At 58.7% G+C, this 17477-nt stretch carries 16 protein-coding genes; 7 read left to right on the top strand and 9 right to left on the bottom strand.

All coding sequences use genetic code 11. The features are described from left to right. Nucleotides 1-38: 38 nt before the first annotated feature. Nucleotides 39-953, bottom strand: a complete 915-nt coding sequence (gene bcoG, locus AC2FID_RS04600) for a 3-dehydrocarnitine:acetyl-CoA trimethylamine transferase BcoG (protein ID WP_282151376.1) — start codon at nt 951-953, stop codon at nt 39-41. A gap of 133 nt (nt 954-1086) precedes the next feature. On the opposite strand from bcoG, the gene AC2FID_RS04605 reads away from it, so the two are divergent. Continuing rightward, complete coding sequence (locus AC2FID_RS04605) at nt 1087-2073, top strand: GlxA family transcriptional regulator (protein WP_496781265.1); 987 nt, start codon at nt 1087-1089, stop codon at nt 2071-2073. Between the two features lie 70 nt (nt 2074-2143). Here AC2FID_RS04605 and AC2FID_RS04610 read toward each other — a convergent pair whose 3' ends face one another. From AC2FID_RS04610 to AC2FID_RS04625, 4 genes are all read right to left on the bottom strand, one after another. After that, nucleotides 2144-3190 carry an aldo/keto reductase gene (locus AC2FID_RS04610; protein WP_496754281.1) on the bottom strand — a complete coding sequence of 349 codons (1047 nt, stop codon included), beginning with the start codon at nt 3188-3190 and terminating at the stop codon, nt 2144-2146. Nucleotides 3191-3461: 271 nt separating this feature from the next. After that, a complete protein-coding gene (locus tag AC2FID_RS04615; RefSeq protein ID WP_496835591.1) occupies nt 3462-4673 on the bottom strand; it encodes an NADH:flavin oxidoreductase/NADH oxidase family protein in 1212 nt (403 codons plus the stop codon). A gap of 154 nt (nt 4674-4827) precedes the next feature. After that, on the bottom strand, nt 4828-5286 hold the full coding sequence (locus AC2FID_RS04620; protein WP_496696634.1) for a DNA polymerase III subunit chi: 459 nt from the start codon (nt 5284-5286) through the stop codon (nt 4828-4830). A 4-nt stretch (nt 5287-5290) separates the two neighbouring features. Further along, entirely contained in the window at nt 5291-6757 is a 1467-nt protein-coding gene (locus AC2FID_RS04625) for a leucyl aminopeptidase (protein WP_496835593.1), read from the bottom strand. 240 nt (nt 6758-6997) lie between these two features. On the opposite strand from AC2FID_RS04625, the gene lptG reads away from it, so the two are divergent. From lptG to rsmA, 5 genes are all read left to right on the top strand, one after another. After that, nucleotides 6998-8098: an LPS export ABC transporter permease LptG gene (lptG, locus tag AC2FID_RS04630; RefSeq protein ID WP_058277603.1), complete on the top strand. Its 1101-nt coding sequence runs from the start codon at nt 6998-7000 to the stop codon at nt 8096-8098. Then, nucleotides 8098-10260, top strand: coding sequence for an LPS-assembly protein LptD (locus AC2FID_RS04635; protein ID WP_496835595.1), 2163 nt, complete (start codon nt 8098-8100; stop codon nt 10258-10260). The genes lptG and AC2FID_RS04635 overlap by 1 nt, the downstream gene beginning before the upstream one ends. Continuing rightward, nucleotides 10251-11504, top strand: coding sequence for a peptidylprolyl isomerase (locus AC2FID_RS04640; RefSeq protein ID WP_496835597.1), 1254 nt, complete (start codon nt 10251-10253; stop codon nt 11502-11504). The genes AC2FID_RS04635 and AC2FID_RS04640 overlap by 10 nt, the downstream gene beginning before the upstream one ends. Beyond that, nucleotides 11501-12466: a 4-hydroxythreonine-4-phosphate dehydrogenase PdxA gene (gene pdxA / locus AC2FID_RS04645; protein WP_496835599.1), complete on the top strand. Its 966-nt coding sequence runs from the start codon at nt 11501-11503 to the stop codon at nt 12464-12466. The genes AC2FID_RS04640 and pdxA overlap by 4 nt, the downstream gene beginning before the upstream one ends. 84 nt (nt 12467-12550) lie before the next feature. After that, nucleotides 12551-13393 carry a 16S rRNA (adenine(1518)-N(6)/adenine(1519)-N(6))-dimethyltransferase RsmA gene (rsmA, locus tag AC2FID_RS04650; protein WP_496835600.1) on the top strand — a complete coding sequence of 281 codons (843 nt, stop codon included), beginning with the start codon at nt 12551-12553 and terminating at the stop codon, nt 13391-13393. Nucleotides 13394-14041: 648 nt separating this feature from the next. Here the strand turns inward: rsmA and AC2FID_RS04655 are convergent. The 3 genes from AC2FID_RS04655 to prfA form a co-directional block, all read right to left on the bottom strand. Continuing rightward, nucleotides 14042-14638 (bottom strand): DUF4167 domain-containing protein, encoded by a 597-nt coding sequence (locus AC2FID_RS04655; RefSeq protein WP_108858419.1) that lies wholly within the window; start codon nt 14636-14638, stop codon nt 14042-14044. A gap of 237 nt (nt 14639-14875) precedes the next feature. Continuing rightward, nucleotides 14876-15721: a peptide chain release factor N(5)-glutamine methyltransferase gene (gene prmC / locus AC2FID_RS04660; RefSeq protein WP_496835603.1), complete on the bottom strand. Its 846-nt coding sequence runs from the start codon at nt 15719-15721 to the stop codon at nt 14876-14878. Further along, a complete protein-coding gene (prfA, locus tag AC2FID_RS04665) occupies nt 15718-16773 on the bottom strand; it encodes a peptide chain release factor 1 (protein ID WP_496835646.1) in 1056 nt (351 codons plus the stop codon). The genes prmC and prfA overlap by 4 nt, the downstream gene beginning before the upstream one ends. A 63-nt stretch (nt 16774-16836) precedes the next feature. Here prfA and AC2FID_RS04670 point away from each other — a divergent pair, with 63 nt between their 5' ends. Continuing rightward, nucleotides 16837-17124, top strand: coding sequence for a hypothetical protein (locus AC2FID_RS04670; RefSeq protein ID WP_282168161.1), 288 nt, complete (start codon nt 16837-16839; stop codon nt 17122-17124). Here AC2FID_RS04670 and AC2FID_RS04675 read toward each other — a convergent pair. Further along, nucleotides 17065-17472 (bottom strand): DUF1499 domain-containing protein, encoded by a 408-nt coding sequence (locus tag AC2FID_RS04675; protein ID WP_058278155.1) that lies wholly within the window; start codon nt 17470-17472, stop codon nt 17065-17067. The genes AC2FID_RS04670 and AC2FID_RS04675 overlap by 60 nt on opposite strands. Between the last annotated feature and the right edge of the window lie 5 nt (nt 17473-17477).

Genomic DNA, 17477 nt, shown 5'->3' on the forward strand with positions numbered 1-17477 from the left:
GGTGTCCTAGCAAGGCGAACTTCCTACAAGGAGAAAATTCAGCCCTTAGGTGCTCGTTTCACCAGCCCCAGCTTCTCACGCACTTCCTGCGCGCCGATCACCCGCGCGCCCATGTTCGAAACGATGGTGTTCGCCCGCTCAACCAGCTGCCAGTTTTCCGCAAGAACGCCTTTATCGAGGAACAGATTGTCCTCAAGGCCAACGCGCACATTGCCGCCCGCCAGCACCGAAGCCGACGCATATGCCATCTGGTTCCGCCCAAGCGCGAATGCGCTGAAGGTCCAGTCATCAGGCACGTTATTCACCATGGCCATAAAGGTGTTCAGATCATCCGGAGCACCCCACGGCACGCCCATGCACAGCTGAACCAGTGCCGGGCTGTCCAGAACGCCGTCCTTCACCAACTGCTTGGCGTACCACAGATGACCGGTATCAAAGGCCTCGATCTCAGGCTTCACGCCCAGATGCGTCATCATCCGGCCCATCGCCTGCAGCATGCCTGGCGTGTTGGTCATGACATAGTCGGCTTCGGCAAAATTCATGGTGCCGCAATCAAGAGTACAGATTTCGGGCAGACATTCAGCCACATGCTCCACCCGAGCAGCCGCGCCGATCATGTCGGTGCCGTCCTCGTTCAACGGCAGCGGAGATTCCGTCGGGCCAAAGATCATGTCACCGCCCATCCCGGCGGTGAGGTTCAGCACAACGTCGACCTCGGCTTCACGAATGCGATCAGTCACCTCGCGGTACAGGTCCAGACGACGGCTGGGTGCACCGGTTTCCGGATCACGCACGTGGCAGTGCACGATGGCCGCGCCTGCCTTGGCCGCGGCGATCGCACTTTCGGCAATCTGCTTGGGCGAACGCGGCACATGCGGGCTGCGATCCTGTGTTCCGCCCGAGCCGGTGACAGCGCAGGTGATGAAGACTTCGCGGTTCATTTCCAGTGGCATGGTGTTTTCCCCAACTTATACCCGGTTTTGACCTAAGTTATCCTCAGGCTTCTCCCCGGATTCCGATTTGCGTTCATCCCCGACTCTGGCGCAGCTTTATGGAAACAACTTGCCAGAATGCGAATCGAACTTGATGAAATCCGCAAAAAACATATTGCAGCCCGAACATCGCGCCCTAAAAACGGCCGTGCTGGTTCTGGATGAATGCAACACGCTCAGCTTTGCCTCGGCCGTTGATCCCATGCGCGCCGCCAACCGTCTGGCGGACCGCCCAGCCTTTGACTGGGATTATGTGACGGCCACAGCGGAACCGGCGATGCTGACCAGCGCCCTGAATGTTCCAGGCACACCGCTGGCTCGGTTGCAGGGTTGCGACCTGATGATCGTCATTGCAGGTTTCCAACTGGCCCGTCACGCCACACCCAGCTTGCTCGCCGGACTGCGCCGCATTGCCGGTACCGGAGCCACCATGGCTGGCATCGACGGCGGCCCCTGGTTGTTGGCTGAAGCCGGCCTGCTGAACGGCCACTCCGCCACAACGCACTGGGAGGATCTGGACAATTTCGCGAACCGCTTCCCCGAAGTTGATGTTCGCCCTGACCGATTTACTGTGTCCGGCAACCGGCTGACTTCAGGCGGCGCGATCCCCGCAGTCGAGATGATGCTACACATCATCGCCGCGCGCCACGGCGCAGGTTTTGCCGCCCGCGTGTCCGGCCTGTTCCTATACGAGGGCGCACCCGAACCGTCCAAGCCACAAAGCCGTACAGGCGCGCCGCATCGTCATACGGCTCTGACAGCAAAGGCGAACTCGTTGATGGAGACATCGCTCGAGGACCCGCTACCGTTGGCCGTCATTGCCGACTCTCTGGGCACCAGCCCTCGTACTCTGCAACAACAGTTCCGTCTGCGCCTGAACACAACGCCGCAGGATCACTATCTGCAACTGCGCCTGGCCGAAGCGCGGCGTCTGGTCACCGATACGGATATGCCACTGATGGACGTGGCACTCGCCACAGGCTTTGCCTCACAATCCAGCTTTGCCCGTGCTTTCCGCACCGCGCACGGCCTGTCGGCCAGAGACCTCCGTCAGGACCGGATCCAGCCCACACATCACTGACCGGATCCGCTTCATCTGGCTAAAAATTTCCCGGGGGAGTCGCGCAAAGCGCGGCGGATGCAGAGCCCCCTTAGAACGGCATCGGATGCGCGCGATGCGCGGCACTGATATCCGCCAGGACATCATCCGCCAACACCACCTCCGTGCCCCCCAGAATATGGGCCAGCTGCGAAATTGTGGTCGCGCCAAAAATAGCAGACATCATGAACGGGCGTGTCCGGCACCATGCCAGCGCCATATGCACCGGATCCAGGCCATGCCGCTGCGCTATCTCCAGATAGGCATCGACGGCCCCAAACACACGCTCGTACTTTCGCCCACCCATGGTCGGAACAAGATCCATGCGCGAGCCCTTAGGCACCGCTCCGCCCTGATACTTGCCCGTCAGAAACCCTGCCGCCAACGGAGAAAACGCCATCAGGCCGACATCTTCGTGCACGCTTAGCTCGGCCATATCGGTGTCGAAGTGGCGGCACAGCAGAGAATACTCATTCTGGACCGAAGCGACCCGTGGCGCGCCCAACTGTTCGGCCAGCCGCAGCCATTGCGCGGTGCCCCATGCGCTTTCATTCGACAGGCCGAATGCGCGGATATTGCCCTTGTCGACTTGCTGTTGCAGAGCTTCAAGACACTCCTGCATATTCGCCAACACCTCATCGGTGTTGTGACCAGACGGCGCATAGTCCCAGTTCTGTCGAAACATGTAACTGCCGCGATTGGGCCAGTGAAACTGATACAGATCGATGCAATCTGTCTGCAATCGACGCAGAGACCCCTCGATCGCTTCGGGAATCGTTTGCGCAGAAATTGGTGCCCCGTCGCGGGCATGCGCGAAACCTGCACCGGAGTGTTTGGTCGCCAGAATATACTCCGCCCGCCGCGCGGGGTTCACCGCGTTCCAGTTGCCCAGGATTTCTTCGGTCCGCCCCACGGTCTCTTTCGAGATCGGGTTCACCGGGTACATCTCAGCCGCGTCAACGAAATTGATCCCAGCCTCCAGCGCCATGTCGATCTGGGTGTGTGCATCCGCTTCAGAGGTCTGCGTCCCAAACGTCATGGTGCCAAGGCACAGATCCGTCACTTCAATACCAGTGCGCCCCAATGGGTTCTTTTTCATCTCAAAATCCTTCTGCTCGCAACGCCGCGCACCCTAAAGCAGAGAACCGTCAGAGCAAGGGTGCAGGCGATCAATTCCGGTGCAACAAGGGGTTGGGCTTATTCAAACCTCTCTGCAGAAAGCGGAATAAAGCCAAACGCAGCACACGGCGTTTCTGCCCCCTGTGATACGGGTATCCATGCCGATTCCAGCGAATGCGCTTTCCTTTCAAAGTTTTGGTCCGCCATGCGGACCAATGCTTCCGGTCACTGCAGCTGCGCCAATGCCGGCTTTAGGTTGCTCGTGAGATTCCGCTGAAATGAGAGTTCCAAACCTCTCGTCGAACCTCATCTCTGGCCTCGTATGCCGCTATTGCTTCGTCTAGATCATCTGGTTCAAGCGCGTCCTCACCTCTGGCGATCCGAGTGACTTGCATCGTGTACCATGCAGTCACACCGCCTTCCGGTGGGTTTTTGAAACGCGGGAATTGCGGCTCGTCGCGTTGATCGGAAAGCCAAAATGATGGCAATTCTGGATCAACGACAAGTGCGCGGGCCAATCCAACGAGATCAGCCTTGCCTTCTGCAATGGCGCTTTTGGCCTGTGCAAGCGTCTTGAAACCGCCCGTCACCATAAGGGGAATGTTCGTTTTCGCACGCGCACGTTCAGCAAAATCAAGAAAATAGGCGCCGGAACCCGCACGATCCGATGATGACGCAGCACCCGGAAAATATGTGCCACCGCTGACATCGATCAGATCAATTGTTGTTTTGTCTAATGCCGCAATGACCTCAAGGGATTCATCTTCAGCAAAGCCGCCTTCAAGTTGATCTGTCGCGTTCAACTTGATGCCCACAGGGAAATCCGGGCCAACGGCATCGCGCACGGCGCTGATCACTTCCAGCAGCAGTCTCATCCGGTTTTGCAAAGAACCGCCATAGGCATCTTCGCGTTTGTTGAATAGCGGAGACAGAAACTGGTTGAGCAAGAATCCATGGGCCGCATGCAACTCAACGCCACCGAACCCGAGCTGCTTGGCAAGGTTTGCTGTGCGTGCAAATTCGGCCGGCAGTGCATGGATCTCATCCAAGGACAGCGCGCCACATTTCAGACCGGGCAAATCAAGTCTACTCGGCCCCTTCGGCGAGCTGATCGGAGCATCCGCCATCGCACCTGCATGTCCAAGTTGCGGCCACAAATGAGCGTCGTTGGTTGCCCCTGCCTGTGCAAGTTTTCTTAGAAATGCGAAATCGGATTGATCGTTCAAAACCAAATTGCCGGGCTTCTCTGCGAAATGAGGTGTGCCTTGCACTTCGCCGATGATCGACAGGGCGAGGCCGCCAGTTGCCCAACGCTCATAGAGCTTGATTTGATCATCACTTGGATTGCCTTTGCCGTCACCAAGCGAGTCAGACATCGCCGATTTAGCAATTCGGTTTTTAAGAGTTACGCCGCAGGGCAGAATTAGCGGCTGGTGCAAGAGGGACTGGGTTCTATGGGACATTTGGTTCCTCAAACTTTTGCCTTAACAATCGAAAGCAGTCATTTTTGCCTTGCACCGCATCCGTCAATTTGGGCTTCAATCCAGCCATTTAGGCATTTCTGATCGCACATCTTTGCGCAAAAACCGCCACGCCTTCCGGAAAGCGGCTCGGGCCCTAAGCCTCAGCTTTCTTTTCCCAGCGCCCGGATTCTTCGGACCAGTATTGGGCGGAACATCCCGCACCGGTCAAAGCCTTCCACTGCCCGCGCGCGCGTTGAACGGCCTCTGCGTCATTACCGTCAAACAGGATACATACGCGGTCCAGTTTCTTGATCTCGTCGGGGTCGACCACCGCGCCATCTACCGCCATGACACAAGACGCATCATTGGCAGCCTGCGCCTCGGTCGTCAGCAGGATCGGCTGCGCGGCATCGTACGGACCGCCTGCGCGGCCATGTGGCAGGAACCCTTCTTCGGGCCCCTGCCACAGCTTTTCATCCAGCCAGTCCATCCGCGCGGGATCGCTCCCCCGCACGGCAATCTTCCACCCGGCCTGCCGTGCCTTGTCCAGCAGCACCGGCAAGGTATGCTCCAACGGTTGGCGGGTCAGGTGATAGAAATAGACGGCCCCCATCGGCTTACTCGAAGTTGTCCTGAACGAAACGGCTCAGCGCGCGTACGCCCCAGCCGGTTGCGCCCTTCGGGGCGTAGGATGTCTCGGACGAGACCGAAGCCACACCGGCAATATCCAGGTGAATCCACGGCATATCTTCCTTTACGAACCGCTGCAGGAACTGCGCCGCCGTGATCGAACCCGCAGGGCGTCCGCCCACGTTCTTCATGTCGGCAATCCGCGACTTCAGCTGCTTGTCATAGGCTTCGCCCAACGGCATGCGCCATGCGCCTTCGTCCTCGGCCCCTGCCGCCTTCAGGAAGGCATTGCAGAACGTGTCATTGTTCGAAAACACGCCCGCGTTCTCATGCCCGAGGCCGATGATGACCGCTCCGGTCAAGGTGGCCAGATCGACCATTCCCACAGGCTTGAACCGCTCTTGCGTGTACCACATCACGTCGCACAGAACCAAACGGCCTTCGGCGTCGGTGTTAATGATCTCGACCGTGTCGCCCTTCATGGATTTGACCACATCGCCCGGACGCGTGGCGTTGCCCGAAGGCATGTTTTCCACCAAACCGACCAAGCCGACAACGTTGGCCTTGGCCTTGCGCTTGGCCAGCGCGCGCATGGTGCCTGCCACTACGCCAGCGCCGCCCATGTCCATGGTCATGTCTTCCATGCCGCCCGCAGGTTTCAGCGAAATACCACCGGTGTCGAACACCACGCCCTTCCCGACCAATGCCAGCGGCGCGTCATCTTTGTCGCCGCCATTCCATTGCATCACCACAACCTTCGAAGGGCTGTCCGACCCCTGCCCGACGCTTAGCAGCGTACGCATGCCCAGCTCGGCCAGTTTGTCTTCTTCCAGCACTTCGACCTCAAGCCCCAGTGCCTTCATTTCGTCCAGCCGGTCGGCGAATTCCGTGGTGGTCAGGATATTCGCAGGCTCGTTGGTCAAATCGCGTGTCATGCGGACACCGTCGGCGACCGCGTAGAGCGGTGCAAACGCAGCCTCGATCTCACCCGCCTTCTGGTGGGTTATGATGACTGAACCGGCCTCATCAGACTCCTTAGTCTTGTGCGCATCAAAATCATAGCTGCGCAGCGCGATGCCCATCGCCAGATCCTCGGCCTTGACCTGATTGCCTGACATCACCAGCAAGTCCTTGCTGCCCGCCAGCTTGGCCAGCGCGGCACCTGCCTTGCGGGCCTCGGCGGGTTCGGGGCGGCGCGGCAGAACCAGAACGTCCAGCGCCTCGGCTGCCATGCCGGATGGCCACGCCATCGAGATCACGTCACCGGTTTTCACCTTTTCGAACCGCTCGCTTTCGACCAGCCGTGTCACAGCCCCGCGGGTCAGGCGGTTGGCGCGACGGGCGGCGGGGTTCATTTTGCCGTCAGACGGGATGATAATGGCCACGCGCCCTTCGGCCTGCGCCATCGTATCCATGTCGGGGTCCTGGAAACGGATCGGTACAAGACTGCTCATTGCGAACTCCTCAAAATCAGTTCCCCAAGACCTAGCCCGCGCCGCGCGGCTTGACCAGATAGCAGTTTTCCCCGGCCCGCATTTGGACTACAGTCCCGGAAAAAATTCGACAGGCTCGGGGGAGAAGGTTTTGGCAAGACAGAGCAGGCATAGGCTGTCGCGCACAATTGCGTGCAGCGGTGATTCTGGTCTGCACCCGACCAAAGGCTGTTTGCGCGTCTTTTCGGCAGGAGTTCCTTCGTGATCCTCGACCGCTACTTCGCCCGCCGTTTCATTCAAAGTTTCCTGGTCATCGGCAGCATTTTCCTGACACTGATGATTCTGATCGACTTGATCGAACAGGTGCGCCGCTTTGACGATGCAAATCTGTCCTTTGGTCAGCTGCTTCAGTTGACGCTGTTGAATACGCCTGCCGCGATCAGCGAAATGCTGCCGCTGCTGGTCATCCTTTCCACGATCGCGTTGTTTATCGGTCTGGCCCGCAGTTCGGAACTGGTTGTCACCCGTGCCACTGGCCGTTCAGGAATCCGCGCCCTGTTGGCCCCTGTGGTGATCGCCCTGATCATCGGCGCACTGGCGGTTGGCATGCTGAATCCCATCGCAGCCGCCACGTCGGAAGAGTACAAGCAGCTCGCCGAATCCTACAAAAACAACGGCGGATCAACGCTGTCGATCAGTGCAGATGGTCTTTGGTTGCGGCAGGGTTCGGCCAATGGCCAATCCGTGATCCACGCCCAGGACACATCTAACGGCGACAGGTTCACCCTTAATCAGGTGACGATCATTACTTTTGCCCCGGATGGCACACCAACCCAGCAGATCGTAGCCGACCAGGCGGATCTGGAGAACGGTACGTGGGTCCTGACCAATGCCAAGATTTGGGCGCTGGAAGGCGGTGTGAATCCAGAAACCCACGCCACTGAACACGCGCGGCTTGAGGTTCCCACATCGCTGACACGCCAACGGATTCTGGACACGCTTGGCGATCAGGATTCCGTATCGGTCTATGACCTGCCGGAACTGATCCGCGACCTGCGCGAAGCCGGGTTTTCGACCAAGCAATATGAGGTCTGGTTGCAGGTCCAACTGGCCCGCCCCTTGTTTCTGATGTCGATGGTCCTGATCGGCGCGGCCTTCACCATGCGCCACGTGCGATTTGGCGGCACCGGGATCGCGGTTTTAACCGCCGTCCTGCTGGGCTTTGGTATCTACTTCATTCGCAACTTTGCCCAAATTCTGGGGGAAAACGGTCAATTGCCTATCTTAGTCGCGGCCTGGGCCCCGCCCTTCGCAGCCATTCTTCTATCCCTCGGCCTTTTGCTGCATGCGGAGGATGGCTAATGCGGCTTATTGCCAGTTTGTTTCTGTCCGGTGCAGTCGCACTGACCATGCCCGTGGGCGCATTCGCGCAATCTCAACCCGCTGCTGGTGCCGCACAGGGTGCCACGCAAGAGGATCAGCCTGCCCTCCTGGTGGCCGACCGGATCTTTATCACACCCGAGCGTAATCTGGTGGCCGAAGGGAATGTCGAAGCCTTTCAGGGCGACGCCAAGGTCACGGCCACGCGCATCACCTATGACCGCGAAACCGGCAATCTGTCGCTGGAAGGCCCGGTCCGCATCGATCAAGGCGGCGAAACCACGTTGCTGGCTGATTCCGCCGAACTGGATGACGGGATCATGAACGGTCTGCTGATCGGAGCCCGCATGGTGTTCGATCAGCAGGTTCAGATCGCCTCGGTCCAGGCTGCGCGCGCGGGGGGGCGTTACACACAGTTCAGCAAGGTCTCGGCGACGTCCTGCCATGTCTGCGCCAATGGCAACCCTCCGCTGTGGCAAATCCGCGCCCGCAAGGTCACGCATGACCAATTGGAACGCCAACTGTATTTCGAAGGAGCACAGTTCCGAATACTGGATTTCCCGGTTTTCTACTTCCCCTATCTGCGCCTGCCCGACCCGACACTGGACCGCGCAACAGGATTCCTTGTCCCGTCGATTCGCACCACATCGCAGCTGGGAACCGGCGTGCAGGTGCCGTATTTCTTTAAGCTTGGCGACCACAAGGACCTGACGCTGACCCCCTATATCTCGGGAAAAACAAGAACACTGGGCTATCGCTATCGCCAGGCATTCAAACGCGGCCGGATTGAGCTGAACGGCGCTTTCACCCGCGACGACCTGCAGGAGAACGAGGATCGGGGCTATCTCTTTGCCAACGGTTATTTCTTCCTGAACAACGACTTCCGCCTTTTGTTTGATGTAAAGACAACCTCGGATAACGCTTATCTCGCAGACTATGGCCTGCCTGATTTTGACCGGTTGCGCAGCGAAATCGCGCTTGAGCGGATCAAACGCGATACCGCCTTCCGCACCAGTTTCATCCATTACAAATCCCTACGAGACAGCGAAAATGAGGAAGTGATCCCATCGCGGATCTTCGACCTGTATTTTCAGAAACGCTACTTCCCAACCTCTGTTGGCGGCGAAGTTCGCTTAGGCTTTGTGGCCCACAATCACACACGCACCAGCGATCAGGATATCGTTGGCCGCGATGTCGCGCGTGCCACGTTCGATGCCGACTGGATGCGCAGCTGGATTTTCGCATCGGGCCTCAGGGCTGATGCCCGGTTCGGGACATCGGTGGATATCTTTGACATCCGAGATGACAGCCAGTTTCCTGACCAGGTGACCCGCGCGGCCCCCCGCGCCGCACTCACACTGCGTTATCCGATGACCCGTCGGGAAAAGTCAGGCGCCACGCAGGTGCTTGAACCCATCGCGCAAGTCGGTTGGACGAACGTGACAGATCAGGACGTTCCCAATGACGAAAGCACCTTTCAGGAATTCGACCAGGGGAACCTGTTGTCCCTGTCACGCTTTCCGGCGCCGGATCGCCGCGAAGATGGTGCGACGGCGGTGTTCGGGGTCAACTGGGCGCGCTATGGCGTAAATGGCTGGCGCGCGCTTGCCACTGTCGGACAGGTCTTCCGCTCGACCGCTGACCCCAACTTCAACCTGACGTCGGGCCTGCAGGGTACCGCCTCCGACGTGTTGTTGGCCGGTCAGTTGCAAACCGCCAATGGCTGGTCTTTGGCGGGTCGCGGCCTGTTGAATGGTGATTTCAGCTTTGCTAAGGCCGAGGTGCGCGCAGGCTGGAACAAGCCAAATGTCGGCCTAACCGGCAGCTATGTGTGGCAGGAAAAAGATCCGGCAGAAAATGCGAATGACGAAATATCCGAAATCTGGATGAATGGCCGCTACCTTGTTGACCAGAACTGGCTGACACAGGCCTATGCGCGCTATGACCTCAGCGAATCCGAACCGATCCGATATGGGCTGGGCGTTACCTACCAGAATGAGTGTGTAAAAGTTAACATGACCGTCAGCAGGCGATTTACCTCATCATCAAGTATTGAGCCTTCGACAGAATTCGGGTTTACCGTTGCCCTGACAGGTTACTCCGTCGAGGGTGGCGGCCAACAGTACAAGAGAAGATGCAGTTGATTTCACGTTTCTCGCGAATAGTCCGTTCCGGTTGGTTAAAGCCGGTTGCACCGGCACTGGCTGCCGCTTTGCTGGCCCTGTCCACTGGTCACAGCCAGGCTCAGAGCCTGTTTTCACCTGCGATCAAGGTCAACCAGGACATTGTCACTTGGTACGAACTTCAGCAGCGCCAGCAATTCCTGACTGTTCTGGGTGCCCCTGGCGCCACCGAGGACGAAGTCCGCGACTCGCTGATCGACGAACGACTGCGCAAACAGGCCATGCGCGACGCAGGAATCGAGGTCGCACCTGAAGACATTCAGGTGGGCATTGATGAGTTTGCAGCCCGTGGCCGTCTTTCGACCGATGAGTTCCTGCAATTGCTGGGCGAATCTGGCGTTTCCCCCGAAACCGTGCGGGATTTCGTCGCTGATCAGCTGTCGTGGCGCGACTACGTCAGTTCGCGCTTTCTGTCGCAGGCCAGGCCGAGCGAAGACGAGATCAACCGGGCTTTGGGACAGGCCGGGAGTGGCGGGCTTCAAGTCCTGATGTCGGAAATCATTATTCCGGTCACGCCGCAGACCTTGGCCCAAGCCGAATTGCTAGCCGAAGAGATCGCACTGCTTGAAGGTTTCGATGCGTTTTCCTCTGCCGCCACACAGTATTCTGCAGCTGGCACACGCGATGACGGCGGGCGTTTGGAATGGCTTAACCTGACCGACTTGCCGCCTGCCCTGCAACCCGTGATTCTAGGTCTCAAAACGGGCGACATCACACAGCCCTTGTCGTTGCCCAACGCGATCGCCTTGTTCCAGCTGCGCGGATTGCGCGAAGTAAGCACCAGCGCGCCGCGTTACTCCAAGATCGACTACGCGATTTACAACATGGCCGGCGGTCGCAGTGCCGAAACCCTGGCCAAGGCCGCCAAGCTGCGCGAACAGATTGATAACTGCGACGACCTCTACGGTATCGCCAAGGATCAACCTGCCGGGGTACTGCAACGTATCGAAGCCAGCCCGTCCGAGATCCCCCGCGATGTGGCGCTTGAGCTGTCCAAGCTGGACCTGAACGAAGTTTCGACGACGCTGACGGGAAACAATGGTCAGACTCTGAAATTCCTGATGCTGTGTACGCGCACATTGGACCGGGGCGAAGACACGACGCGCGTGGATGTAGCCAACGCCCTGACGCAACAGCGCCTGCAGGCCTTTGCCGAAAGTCTGGTTGAACAGCTCCGCGCCGACGCGACGATCATCGAGCAATGACCGCGCCCATCGCGCTTAGCTGTGGCGATCCCGCTGGAATAGGCCCCGAAATCGCCGCCAAAGCCTGGTCAAAACTGCGCGCGAGCTGCCCGTTTTTCTATATCGGCGACGCAGCGCATCTGCCGGCAGGCACGCCTACGCAGCGGATCAGCGATCCGGCACAGGCCATTGATATCTGCGCGAATGCCCTGCCTGTTCTGCAATTGAGCTTTCCCGCCACAAACGCAGCAGGCCAACCGGACCCGTCCAATGCGCCCAGTGTGATCGACGCAATCGAAACCGGTGTTTCCCTGGTGCAATCCGGTGCCGCATCGGCGCTGTGCACTGCACCGATCCACAAAAAGGCCCTGATCGACGGGGCCGGGTTCGCCTATCCTGGCCATACCGAATTTCTCGCCGCTCTGGCCGGGCGCAAGCGCGTCGTGATGATGTTGGCCAGCGAGCAGCTTCGCGTGGTGCCCGCAACGATTCACATTCCGCTGTCGCGCGTCCCGTCCGAGCTCACCCCCGACCTGCTGCGCGAAACCATCGCCATTACCGCTGAAGGCCTGCGCAGACAGTTTGGTATCCCCCATCCCCGCATCGCCATTGCAGGCCTCAACCCGCATGCGGGCGAAGGCGGTAAAATGGGGCATGAAGAACTGGACTGGATCGCCCCTCTGATATCTGATTTGCCGGGCGATACCTGCACGGTTACCGGCCCATACCCGGCGGACACGATGTTCCACGCTGCCGCCCGCGTCCGATATGACGCCGCAATTGCCATGTATCACGATCAGGCATTGATCCCGATCAAGACGCTCGACTTCGACCGTGGCGTCAACGTGACCCTCGGCCTGCCCTTCATTCGCACCTCGCCCGATCACGGCACGGCACTGGATATCGCCGGACAGGACATGGCAAACCCCACCAGCTTGATCGAGGCGCTGAAACTAGCCCAACGGATGGCACAAAGCGCTTGATCCTTCACCTGGCTGAAAATATCCCCGCCGGAGGTAAAAAATCACTGGCGTTCCCCCCCGGACACGCGCCACGGTAATCGGATCATGAGTTCAATCGACACCCTTCCCCCTCTGCGCGAAGTTATCGCGACACATCAACTCTCGGCGCGTAAATCGCTGGGGCAGAACTTTCTGCTGGACCTCAACCTGACAGCCAAGATCGCGCGGCAGGCAGGGGATCTTACGGAATGCGACGTGCTGGAAATCGGCCCCGGCCCCGGTGGTCTGACCCGAGGTCTGTTGTCCGAAGGTGCGCGCAAGGTCGTCGCGGTCGAAAAAGACACCCGCTGTATCGCTGCCCTGAACGACATCGCTGCTGCTTATCCGGGTCGTCTTGAGGTCATCAACGGCGACGCCCTGGAAATCGAACCGCTGGCGCATCTGACCCCGCCGATCCGCATCGCCGCAAACCTGCCGTATAACGTTGGCACCGAATTGCTGGTGCGCTGGCTTACCCCGCCCGAATGGCCGCCGTTCTGGCAAAGCCTGACGCTGATGTTCCAACGCGAAGTCGCAGAACGCATCGTTGCCCAACCCGGGGGCAAAGCCTATGGCCGCCTTGCGATCCTTGCCCAATGGCGGGCCGAGGCGCGCATCGCCATGTCCCTGCCCCCCGGGGCTTTTACGCCGCCACCAAAGGTCTCAAGCGCGGTTGTGCACCTGACGGCGCTGCCCGAACCGCGCTATCCGGCGGATGCCCGGGTTCTGTCGCGTGTCGTGGCCGCAGCTTTCAACCAGCGCCGCAAGATGCTGCGCGCATCGCTAAAAGGCGTGGCGCCGGATATCGAGGACCGCCTGCTCGCGGCTGGGATTCAACCAACAGAGCGCGCCGAACAAGTCCCGCTGGAAGCTTTCTGTGCATTGGCTAGAAACATCAGAAATTCATAAGATTTCTGGTCTCAATGAATCTTCAGCTTTATCATGTTCACAGGCGGGGATATTTAAAAAAGAGTTAATCTCAAATCGCGGGAAAATCAGTTGAAGGTTTTAGTGACACTTTTGACGATTCTATTCGTCCAAGTACCGTTGTCAGGCCACGCGGCTCAGATAAAACTACGTTGTACATATGAACCAGACCGTCAGGGTTGGATTCCCAATGAAGCGTTCTACGAAATAGACACCTCATCTAGATCAGCATCGGCGTATGATGGATTGATACACCATGTCCACGGCGCGCCTCTTGGCACGAAGTATGCTGAAAGGAGGGACGGTCGATATAGGCTCAAATGGAAGTTGAAGCTGCCTACTAAAGTAACGCGAAGCCTCGACAACAGCGTGTATAGAAAATACGAGACTTACCGCACGATCACATACACAATTTTCATTGATCTAGACGCAAAGTCAGCCCAATTGAAAACAAGTTTGGGTAGGCCGGCAGAAGGCAATGGGCCTTGTCAAATTATTGAATAATCCGACCGCTGCCTGAGCGACTATCAAAGTTAGACACCAACAGAATTTGGTATCAAAACAAACAAAAGAAAGAGCCCTACATATTTTACATGTAGGGCTCTTTTCGATTAAATCATGGACCAAGTTTTACTCAGCCGCTTCCGGTGCATCGCCGTTACTTGTCGGCGCGTCCTCTGCCCCCTCTGGCGCGGGCTTTGGCTTGCGCGTACGCGGACGACGCGGTGCTTTTTCTTTTTTCGCCGGTGCTTCGGTGGCCGCCGCCGCAGCAGCATCCTTGCTCTCCGGGGTCTCAACCAAACCGGATTCTGGGGTAGCTGCCTCGGGTGTGAAATCCATCACGTCCGGTTGCGGCGCTTCGGCCGGGTCCGACTGACGGGCGGCAGCTTCGCGCTCCTGGCGCTCGGCGCGTTCGCGATCCCGCTCGGCCTGACGCTCGCGGTTCTGGCGGTCTTGCTCTTCGCGGCGCGCTTCCATTTCGCGCTGTGCCTCACTCAGCAGGCGCAGATAGTGTTCTGCGTGCTGCTGAAAGTTCTCAGCGGCCACACGGTCATTGGACAGTTGGGCGTCGCGCGCCAACTGATTATATTTGTCGATAATCTGCTGGGGCGTACCGCGCACCTTGCCTTCGGGACCCGAGCTGTCAAAAACCCGGTTTACGACATTGCCCCCAGAAGGACGGTTGCGGTTATTCTTGACCCGAGAGCGGGATTTGGAAGATCTCATTTACTTTACGTCAGCCTTGTCATTCGCTGTCGATCATCTCGCATCCTGCACTGCTCAAAAGCTTAGCTGTGACGCGATGTCGACTATTTTGGGCTTGGCGTCCGGGGCCCGCTGAACCAGCGTCAGCCCTCCGACTGGTGTTGAGTAAACACGTCCTGTGCGTACAGACAAGGGGGTTGTCCAAAAATTCGCAGCTTTTTTACATTAATCGGCGTATTTCGGCCTCAGGTTGCCGCATTAAAGCGGCATTTTGGCAAAAACGACGCGATCGCGGCCGTCTAGATCGGGAACGATCCGTGTGGCTGTCAGGCCTGCCGACTCGAACAATGCTGCGACACTGCGCCCCTGTGTCGGCCCGATTTCCACCAGCAGACGGCCGCCCGGCAGTAGGAAATCCGGTGCGCCTGCGGCGATGCGACGGTAAGCGCCCAGCCCGTCCCCTTCGTCCGTCAACGCCAGTCGCGGCTCGTGCTCGCGCACTTCTGGTGAAAGGTCGTCCATTTCCGTCAAAGAAATATAGGGGGGATTCGAAACGATCAGATCAAACTGGCCGTCAATATTCTGAAACCAGTCAGATTGCAGGATTTCCACCCGACCCTGTACCTGATGTTGCACTGCATTTGCGCTGGCCTGTAGACAGGCGGCCTCGCTCAGGTCCGCACCCACGCCCGAGGCACTGGCCCGTTCGGCCAGCAACGTGATCAGGATACAGCCTGAGCCGACACCCAGATCCAGTACATGATCGAACGGTTCGCTGAGCGCGGCTTCGATCAGTGCTTCGGTTTCCGGGCGTGGGTCCAGCACATCGCGACTGACGCGGAACCGTCTGCCATAAAACTCGCGCTCGCCCAACAGATGCGACACCGGAACACGCACCGCACGCAGCGAGATCAACTGATCATAACGCTCTGCAACCTCAGGAGAGAGCTCTTCGGGCGCAATCAGAGTAACCCGGCTGGCTTCGATCCGCGCCGCATGGGCCAGCAGAACCCGCGCATCCCGCGCCGGGTCAGCCACGCCAGCCGCCCGCAATCGCGCTGTGGCTGCAACCATCGCCTGGGCGGCTGTCAGCGCGGCGATCATTGCGCCATATCGGCCAGCAGCCGCGCCTGATCGTCAGCCGTCAACGCGTCGACCACCTCATCCAGATCGCCTTGCATGACCTGATCCAGCTTATAAAGCGTCAGGTTGATGCGGTGATCGGTCATGCGCCCCTGCGGGAAATTGTAGGTTCGGATCCTCTCGGACCGATCCCCCGACCCCACCTGGCTCGCACGATCGGCCGACCGTTCACTGTCGATCCGCTGACGCTCCTGATCATAGAGCCGGGTTTTCAGCACCTGCATCGCAATCTCGCGGTTGCGGTGTTGCGATTTCTCCGAGCTTGTCACAACGATCCCCGTCGGCAGGTGGGTAATCCGAACCGCCGAGTCGGTTGTGTTCACGTGCTGCCCCCCCGCGCCTGAACTGCGCATGGTGTCGATGCGAATATCATTGGCGTCGATCTGGATATCCACATCCTCGGCCTCGGGCAAAACCGCGACCGTCGCAGCCGAGGTGTGAATGCGTCCGCCACTTTCGGTTTCGGGCACACGTTGCACCCGGTGCACGCCGGATTCGTATTTCATCCGGGCAAACACGTTCTCGCCCTTGATGTGGGCGACGACCTCTTTGATCCCACCCAGATCCGAGGCCTGTTCTTCGATGACCTCAAACTTCCATCCCCGCGCTTCGGAATAGCGCTGGTACATGCGCAGAAGGTCCCCGGCGAACAGTGCGGCCTCATCTCCGCCAGTTCCGGGGCGGATTTCCAGCATCGCCGGACGCGCATCCGCCGCATCACGGGGCAACAGCGCAAGCTGCAAGGCGTGTTCGGATTCGGGGATGCGAGTCTTCAATGCCGGAATTTCTTCTTCCGCCAGTTCTTTCATGTCCGGGTCGGCCAGCATCGCCTCGGCCTCGGCCAGATCGGCGACCAGCTGACGCCACGCCATGATCTGATCCACAACCGGTTTGAGGTCGGAATATTCTTTGGCCAAGGCCGCAATATCTCCACCCGAGGCACCATCTGCCATGGCCGCTTCGAGGTACTGGAATCGCTGGGTTATCTGTTCAAGTCGTTCTTCGGGGATCATCACGGCGGTGTCTATCAATCCGGCCCTTTGGTCAAGGCCCCTCACTATGCTAGGCTAATGCACATGAAACGGTTGATATTTGTTTTTACACTGATCGTAACACCCGCCCTAGCCGATGTGGTCGGCCCCGGCGGCAAGGTTCAGGACTGCTATTGCACCGACAAATCGGGAACCCGCGTCGAACTGGGCGAGATGATCTGCCTGCAGGTCGACGGCCGCATGTTCATGGCCCAATGCCAGATGTCTCTGAACGTACCGATGTGGCGCGAGGTTCAGGAGGGGTGCTTGTCCTCAGGGCTGCAACAGAGCAAGCCACTCATCAACACGAGCGCGGTTTACCCCAAAATCTGACCGGCCAAACCTGAGACGAGCATAGATGCGAAGCGTGTCTCCGTCCTGTTGCACTGTCGTGTAGTCCGGAAAGCCGATCACTTTCGTACGCGTGATGTAGGTAATCATACCTTCATCAACAGACCCGGCCAGAACTGATGTTCGGTCTGAAACGCGTGCGAACGCATCCAGCCGCAGCAGGCCATCCGGCCCCGTTTCGACCACACGGACGACTCCTCCATCAAGATCACGGTCCTGATCACCTATCGGTGCCACATGCCATTTTGCCGGGTCTGATGGTGCAAAACGAATGTATGCTCCAAGCAAAATTACCAGAACAACAATCAGCCACAGCACCATTTTTTTCATCCCCG

It is taken from the genome of Ruegeria sp. CDSC068, from assembly GCF_059610545.1.

Coding starts and splice junctions, on each gene's coding strand:
- bcoG (WP_282151376.1), bottom strand. CDS start 953: ATGCCACTGGAAATGAACCGCGAAGTCTTCATCACCTGCGCTGTCACC.
- AC2FID_RS04605 (WP_496781265.1), top strand. CDS start 1,087: ATGAAATCCGCAAAAAACATATTGCAGCCCGAACATCGCGCCCTAAAA.
- AC2FID_RS04610 (WP_496754281.1), bottom strand. CDS start 3,190: ATGAAAAAGAACCCATTGGGGCGCACTGGTATTGAAGTGACGGATCTG.
- AC2FID_RS04615 (WP_496835591.1), bottom strand. CDS start 4,673: ATGTCCCATAGAACCCAGTCCCTCTTGCACCAGCCGCTAATTCTGCCC.
- AC2FID_RS04620 (WP_496696634.1), bottom strand. CDS start 5,286: ATGGGGGCCGTCTATTTCTATCACCTGACCCGCCAACCGTTGGAGCAT.
- AC2FID_RS04625 (WP_496835593.1), bottom strand. CDS start 6,757: ATGAGCAGTCTTGTACCGATCCGTTTCCAGGACCCCGACATGGATACG.
- AC2FID_RS04635 (WP_496835595.1), top strand. CDS start 8,098: ATGCGGCTTATTGCCAGTTTGTTTCTGTCCGGTGCAGTCGCACTGACC.
- AC2FID_RS04640 (WP_496835597.1), top strand. CDS start 10,251: ATGCAGTTGATTTCACGTTTCTCGCGAATAGTCCGTTCCGGTTGGTTA.
- pdxA (WP_496835599.1), top strand. CDS start 11,501: ATGACCGCGCCCATCGCGCTTAGCTGTGGCGATCCCGCTGGAATAGGC.
- rsmA (WP_496835600.1), top strand. CDS start 12,551: ATGAGTTCAATCGACACCCTTCCCCCTCTGCGCGAAGTTATCGCGACA.
- AC2FID_RS04655 (WP_108858419.1), bottom strand. CDS start 14,638: ATGAGATCTTCCAAATCCCGCTCTCGGGTCAAGAATAACCGCAACCGT.
- prmC (WP_496835603.1), bottom strand. CDS start 15,721: ATGATCGCCGCGCTGACAGCCGCCCAGGCGATGGTTGCAGCCACAGCG.
- prfA (WP_496835646.1), bottom strand. CDS start 16,773: ATGATCCCCGAAGAACGACTTGAACAGATAACCCAGCGATTCCAGTAC.
- AC2FID_RS04670 (WP_282168161.1), top strand. CDS start 16,837: ATGAAACGGTTGATATTTGTTTTTACACTGATCGTAACACCCGCCCTA.
- AC2FID_RS04675 (WP_058278155.1), bottom strand. CDS start 17,472: ATGAAAAAAATGGTGCTGTGGCTGATTGTTGTTCTGGTAATTTTGCTT.